The sequence below is a fragment of the Bifidobacterium choloepi genome, assembly GCF_010667615.1.
GTDB lineage: Bacteria > Actinomycetota > Actinomycetes > Actinomycetales > Bifidobacteriaceae > Bifidobacterium > Bifidobacterium choloepi.
On sequence record NZ_VYSG01000004.1, the window covers coordinates 124945 to 131798 of the forward strand.

The window sequence follows — 6854 nt, forward strand, 5'->3', positions numbered from 1 at the left end:
ACGACGTCACCGAGGTCGACTCCGCCGAGTAAGCCGTCCCCTTCCCTCTCCCTCCTCCTCCCTCTTCTTTCCCTCCCTTCTCTCCCCCTGCTCCCCTTGTGATGTCACGATCCTGAGATTTCAGGATCGTGACATCTTCTTTTTGGCGCATTGTTCTTCTTGTCCTTCTTGTCCTTCTTGTTCTTCTTGTTGGGTTATACGCCAAAAAAGGGGTGGGCCCCACTGGAAAGTTCCGGTGGGACCCACCCCTTGCATATCGGACGGAATCAGTCAGATATCGGTTGAAAGGTGGCCGTCAGGCCAGTCGATCAGGAGTTGGCTTCCTGGTACTGGGTGGCCCAGTTGTTGACGAACATGTCGACGACCTGATCCCAGGTGCCGGTGCCCTGCGCGTAGGCGAGCATGGCCTGGCCGAGGTCATCCTTGTACTCCTCCGACGGCATCATCGAGAAGTCCCAGGCGACCTGGGTCAGCTTCTTGTTCTGGATCGAGGCGTTGGCGTCGGCGATCAGCGGGTTGTCGGTGGAGACGTCGTTGAAGGTGCTGAACGGCGTGGTGAAGCCCATCGTGTCGGACAGGGCCTTCTTGCCGGTGTCGGACGTGATGACCCACTCGAGGAACTTCTCGGAAGCCTTCTGGTTGGCGTCCGAGGCCTGCGAGTTGATGCACCAGTAGTTCTCGGAGCCGGTGGCGAGGCCTTCGGTCGCGTCGTCGACGCCGATGTAGATCGGCATCATGCCGACGGAGTCGGACTTCATGCCGGCCTTCTCGAGGTCGGACCAGGCCCAGGTGCCGTTCTGGTAGAACACGGCCTGGCCGAGGGCGAACTCGGAGTTGGCGTCATCGCCGGTCTTCGACGACAGCTGCGAGGCGGCGGTCGTGGAGTCCTGGATGTACAGGTCGAAGATGTTCTTGAAGTTGTCCATGTACATGTCCTTGATGGACGACGGCTCGGAAGTGATGTTGTCCTTCACGAACTGGTAGTACAGCGGGATGTTGGCCAGGTGGGTCTTGAAGCGCCAGTCGGACGAGGAGTCGAAGCCGGCGGAGGTGAAGGCACCGTCGACGCCGAGCTCGGCCTTCTTGGCCTGGATGTCGTCGGCGACTTCCTTCAGCTTGTCGAACGAGTTGATCTCGTCGATGGAGGAGACCTTGGCGCCGTCCATCGCGATGTACTTGTTCAGCAGGTCCTTGTTGTAGATGATGCCGTAGGACTCGATGACGTACGGAACGGCCGCGACTTCGTCGCCGTTCTTCAGGGCGAGCGACTGGTCGTTCAGGTCCTTGTAGATCGTCGTGTCGGACAGGTCGGCGCAGTAGTCCTTCCACGAGGCGAGGCCGACCGGGCCGTTGACCTGGAAGATCGTCGGGGCTTCGGTCTTGGCGAGCTCGGACTTCAGGGTCTGCTCGTAGGTGCCGGAAGCGGCGGTCTGGACCTTGACCTGGACGCCGGTTTCCTTCGTGTACTCTTCGGCGAGCTTCGTCCACTCGTCGGCGGTCTCCGGCTTGAAGTTCAGGAAGTACACCGAACCGGTGCTGTCATCCGAGCTCGAATCGGAGCCGCAGGCGGCCAGCGTGCTCACGGACATGGCCGCGACGGCAACGAGGCCAAGGGCAGTTTTCACATTACGATTCATCATCGAACCTTTCTTACTGGCGCTTGCGCGCCGCACTAGCTTTTGTGCGTAGAAAGAAGTCGCTTTCCTCAAACTTCTTTAGGAATCATTATGCACGATCTAAGAAGGAAATGCAAACGTAATCAGAAAAACGTCATATTTTCCTTACAGAATAGCGAGAATCGTTGTAAAGATCGGCTAGTTTTCAACAATAATTGGACGACTCGCCGTCTGCAAGCGTTTGCGGAAACCCCGTCAGAACCATCATCAATCCCGCCGATGACCGCCACCCGTCACGCCACTCTCGTCCGGCCTGTTCCACGTTCCGTCCGACCGCGATTCCGGCGTCGGCCGCGCCCGCCCCGCCTGCGATATCACGGCCCTCTCCTGGAGTCGCCAATCCGGGACGAGAGCTCGGGTTGCGGCATCCGGGAGAGGGGCAAGGTCGCCTGACGCCAGCCACGGCCGGGCCGTCCAATGGATCGTCCAATGAGCCGTCCAACGGGCCGTCCAATGGATCGGCAGACGACTCGCCCAATGAATCGTCCGAATCGTCCCCGATGGCGCTAAAGTCGGTAAGCAAACGTTGTCACCAACCGTACGCAAGCGACGTATCCAAATCCAAGGAGGGACGGAAAGTCACATGACAGCGAACAATTCCTTCGACGACTGGTGGAAGCAGGCCGTCGTCTACCAAGTCTATCCGCGCAGTTTCCGCGACATGAACGGCGACGGCCTCGGCGACATCGCCGGCGTCACCGACCGCATGCCGTACCTGAAGCAGCTCGGCGTCGACGCCGTCTGGCTGTCGCCGTTCTATCCGTCCGAGCTTGCCGACGGCGGCTACGACGTCATCGACTATCGCGACGTCGATCCGCGGCTCGGCACGCTCGCCGACTTCGACGACATGGTCGCCGCCGCGCATGCCGCCGGCATGAAGATCATCATCGACATCGTGCCGAACCACACGTCGAACAAGCACCGGTGGTTCGTCGAGGCGCTGGCCGCCGCGCCCGGCTCGCCGGCGCGCGACCGCTACATCTTCCGCCCCGGCCGCGGCGAGCACGGCGAGCTGCCGCCGAACGGCTGGCAGTCGACGTTCGGCGGCCCGGCGTGGGAGCCGGCCGGCGACGGCGAGTGGTACCTGCACCTGTTCACGAAGGAGCAGCCGGATCTCAACTGGAAGAATCCGGAGGTGCACGAGGAGTTCAAGAAAACGTTGCGTTTCTGGGCCGACCGCGGCGTCGACGGCTTCAGGATCGACGTCGCGCACGGGCTCGCGAAGGATCTCGACAGCCGTCCGCTCGCCGAGCTCGACGAGTATTCGGTGCTCGACTGCTCGAGTCCCGACGGCCAGCATCCGCTGTGGGACAGGCCGGAAGTGCACGAGATTTACCGGGAGTGGAACGAAGTCTTCAACGAGTACGATCCTCCCCGCTTCGCCGTCGGCGAGGCCTGGGTCGTGCCCGAACACCAGCACCTGTACTCGCGCCCGGACGAGCTCGGCCAGGTCTTCAACTTCGAGTTCGCGAAGGCCGACTGGAACGCCGGCGCCTTCCGCACGGCCATCCTCGAGGGCCTGCAGTCGGCCGAGGAGGCCGATTCGACCACCACGTGGGTGATGAGCAACCACGACGTGCCGCGCCATGCCTCGCGCTATGGCCTGCCGCAGGTGCCGTGCCGCGAATACCACCGCCTCGCGATGGACTGGCTGCTGCGCGACGGCCGCACCTACATCGAGGACCGAGAGACCGGCGCGCGCCGCTCGCGCGCGGCGATCATGATGGAGCTCGGCCTGCCGGGATCAGTCTATGTCTACCAGGGCGAGGAACTCGGCCTGCCGGAAGTCGCGACGATCCCGTGGGACCGTCTCGAGGACCCGGTCGCGTTCAACACGAACCACGGCAACGCCGACAAGGGCCGCGACGGCTGCCGCGTGCCGCTGCCGTGGGACTCGGCCGACGAGCCGCGGCCGGCTTCGTGGAACGCCGACTTCGGCACCGGCGCGAGCTTCGGCTTCAGCTCGGCCCCGGCCGACGGTTCGACTCCGGCCGATCCGCACCTGCCGCAGCCGCTGTGGTTCCGCCAGTACTGCGCCGACGTCGAGGACGGCGAGAAGGACTCGATGCTCAACCTCTATCGCCTCGCGCTGGCCATGCGCCAGTCGATGCTGACGAGCACGCGCGACACGACGTCGATCAAGTGGTTCCCGGTCGGCACGTTCGGCGACCACGGCGACGACGTCGTCGCCTACACGCGTCCGATGAAGGACGAGGAAGCCGGCGACCAGTTCGCCTGCATCGTCAACTTCGGCACCGAACCCGTCGACCTTCCGAACGGCGAGATCCTCCTGAAGAGCATGCCGTTCGACGGCTACGCCCTCCCCCGGGACACCGCCGTCTGGATGCGCGTCTGATGTAGACACTCCCTCCTCGGAGGGAGTCGAAAACGCACAGCGTTTTCGGTGGGAGTCGGCGAGCGGCGCCGCCGCGAGCCGGCAACGCAAGAAGGGTCTAGCAGTTCCACCGCTCGATGACGTGGTCGCCCTTGTAGACGCCGAGCACCGAATAGTGCGCAGTGTCGAGCCGCAGCTTGCGGGCGAAGGATGCCGGCTCGTCGAGCCACTGCGTCGTCAGGATGCGCAGGATGTGCGCGTGCGCGACGAACAGCACGTCGCGGCCGGCCTCGAGCGCCGGCATCGCGGCGTCGATCGCCGCCCGCGCGCGCCGGGCCACCTCGTCGAGCGTCTCGCCGGGGCCGTTGACGACGACGATCTGCTGGCCGTCCGGCAGCGTCTCGATGCGCCGGCCTTCGTACCGCGGATCGATCGCCCGCGACCCGTCGCGCCAGACATCCCACGGGAAGCCGGTCATCGCGGCGAGCTGCTGGCGAGTGCGCCCTTCGGCGCGGCCGTAATCCCACTCGACGATGTTCTCGGTCGTCTCGTGCTCGGGGAACCCGGCCAGCTCGGCCGTTGACTGTGCGCGCCCCATCGTCGACGTGAAGATGTCACCGGGCAGGAAGCCGTTGGGGAACGCCTCGCGCAGCCGCTCGCCGGCGCGGACCGCCTGCCGCTCGCCCTCGTCGGTCAGCGGAATGTCGGTGCGCCCGGTGTACTGCCCCGATTCGCTCCACACCGTCTGCCCATGCCGCAGCAGCACGAGCCGTCCGAACTGCTTCGCGGGCATCGTCGCATTTTCGGTAGGGTTGGTCGCGGAGGAATCGTTCATCGTTGAAAATCCTTTCACTGCCGGCATCATCGCCGCCAATCGGTCGTCGAGAACAGATTAGTTCCAGCCGCGAACGTTCGCAACAATACTGCACGATTCCCGCGCCCCGGCAGTCTCCCGGACTGTTCTGTCCGGGCAGCTTCCCCGGCTTGCCTGTCCTGCCTGATCTGCCTGCTGTCCTGCATCTGCTCTTCGTGATGTCGCCAATCCGGGCCGGCAGCCCGGATTGGCGACATCACGAAGGGCAAGGCGTCCTACTTGTCGAGCACGAATCCCTGCTGCTTCGCATGCTCGAAGCCGTTCTTCAGGACGGAACGATTCGTCGCCTGGTTGGCGATCTGGTCGCTGAACGCGTCGACCGGGCGGGAGGTGTCGCGCAGGTCGTAGTACTTGTGCACCTCGGCGTCGAAGTGGTCGAGGCGCTCGAGCATGAGGTCCGGATCGTCGCAGTAGCCGTCCTCGAAGAACTGGTCGTCGCGCGGCATGCGCGGCTTCAATGCCGGGCTCTGCGCCGGCTTGCCGATCGCCAGGCCGAGCACCGGGTACGTGTACTCCGGCAGCTCGAGCAGCTTGATGAGCTCCGGGATGTCGCCGAGGACGGAGCCGAGGATGACGCAGCCGAGACCGAGCGACTCGGCCGCCGTCTCCATCGCGTGAAGCGCGAGCACGGCGTCGTTCTGGGCCTGCGAGAAGCGGTAGCTGTTGCGCAGCGTGAAGTCGTCGGAGTAGACGTCGACGCCCTTGCGCTTGGCGATCTGCGCGTTGCGGTACTCGTCGAGGACGAAGACGTACAGCAGCGGCGCCGTCGCGACGTACGGCTGGTGGGCGATCTCGGCGAGCTTCTCCTTGAGTGCCGAGTCGGCCACGCGGATGGCCGACCAGTCGTTGAGGAACTGGCTGGACGCGGCGTGCTGCGCGCACGTCTCGAGGGTGGCGATCGTCGCCTCGTCGAGCGGCTCCGGCTCGAACGCGCGGATCGACCGTCGGTTGAGCAGCGTGTCAATGGTTTCGTTATGGATGATTTCTTCTGCCATGGCTGACATTATTGCAGAAAACAGGCCACGATTCCCACGCCCCAGCGCACGGCGCAAATCATTGTCTAGACGTCACAAACCCGAGCTTAGAGTCCGGATTTGTGACACGCAGGAAAGCGGAGATCTTGGCTCCCTGGAAGGGAGCCGCCGAGCGCAGCGAGGCCGAGGGTCGACCGCACGACGTCGCCGAAGGCGACGAGTGCGCGCTGGGGCGCAAGAGGATCCGTAGAACTCGAATCCTCCCTCCTTGGATGTCAGGACTTGGATGTCAGGAGAGGAGAAGGCCCCGCTACTTCGCCGCCCTCTTCTTCTCGAGATGCCTGACGAACAGGTTGCTGCCCTTCGTCGCGCCCTGCGTGATGATCGACGTGAACGCGGCCGACGCGGCGGCGAACAGCACTGTCATCAGGACGCCCTGCTTCGCATCCTTCTCGTCGTCGTCGACGCTCGGATGGATCTTCTTCGTCACGGTGTTCCAGACGACGGAGAAGATCTTGCCGGCGATCATGCCGGCCAGCGCCGGCGCCGCCGTCTTGAACAGCTTGTCGGTCGCCGTCTCCGGATCGGTTTCCCGCGCCGTCTTGAGTTCGACGATCTTGTCGTTGACCTTGTTGATCTGCTCGACCGCCTGGTCGGCCGTCTCGGAAAGCTTGCTGTCGGTCTTGGCGATCGTCTCGTCGACCGACTTCAGTTCGTTGCTCGCATCACTCATACGTCTTATGGTACGGCAGATTGCACGATTCCTGCCGCTTACTTCCCTGACGACAGACATACGGGAAGACTCCGGGAGCGTGACGCCCGACCGGGGTCCCGGCGTTTTCGCCGCGCAACAGGCGCGTGCGGATACGAGAAGGCCCCGGGAGCCGTCAGGCTCGACCGGGGTCGACTCTTCAACACGTGATTGCGGCGGCGTGCTACTCTCCCACACCCTGTCGGGTGCAGTACCATCGCCGTGCCAGGCCTTAGCTTCCGGG

The 6854-nt window shown here is 64.0% G+C and carries 5 protein-coding genes; 1 reads left to right on the forward strand and 4 read right to left on the reverse strand.

All coding sequences use genetic code 11. The features are described from left to right. Positions 1-308: 308 nt before the first annotated feature. Entirely contained in the window at positions 309-1640 is a 1332-nt protein-coding gene (locus F6S87_RS08125) for an ABC transporter substrate-binding protein (RefSeq protein ID WP_196779172.1), read from the reverse strand. A 619-nt stretch (positions 1641-2259) separates the two neighbouring features. On the opposite strand from F6S87_RS08125, the gene F6S87_RS08130 reads away from it, so the two are divergent. Next, the gene (locus tag F6S87_RS08130; protein ID WP_163228155.1) at positions 2260-4032 is read left to right on the forward strand and encodes a glycoside hydrolase family 13 protein; all 1773 of its coding nucleotides are present in this window, start codon (positions 2260-2262) and stop codon (positions 4030-4032) included. A gap of 97 nt (positions 4033-4129) precedes the next feature. Here the strand turns inward: F6S87_RS08130 and F6S87_RS08135 are convergent, their stop codons facing one another. The 3 genes from F6S87_RS08135 to F6S87_RS08145 all read right to left on the reverse strand — a co-directional run bounded on the left by F6S87_RS08135 (position 4130) and on the right by F6S87_RS08145 (position 6592). After that, the gene (locus F6S87_RS08135; RefSeq protein ID WP_231129455.1) at positions 4130-4846 is read right to left on the reverse strand and encodes a histidine phosphatase family protein; all 717 of its coding nucleotides are present in this window, start codon (positions 4844-4846) and stop codon (positions 4130-4132) included. Between the two features lie 254 nt (positions 4847-5100). After that, on the reverse strand, positions 5101-5868 hold the full coding sequence (locus tag F6S87_RS08140; RefSeq protein WP_331270782.1) for a nitroreductase family protein: 768 nt from the start codon (positions 5866-5868) through the stop codon (positions 5101-5103). A 301-nt stretch (positions 5869-6169) separates the two neighbouring features. After that, the gene (locus tag F6S87_RS08145) at positions 6170-6592 is read right to left on the reverse strand and encodes a DUF4235 domain-containing protein (protein ID WP_163228157.1); all 423 of its coding nucleotides are present in this window, start codon (positions 6590-6592) and stop codon (positions 6170-6172) included. Positions 6593-6854 lie beyond the last annotated feature (262 nt).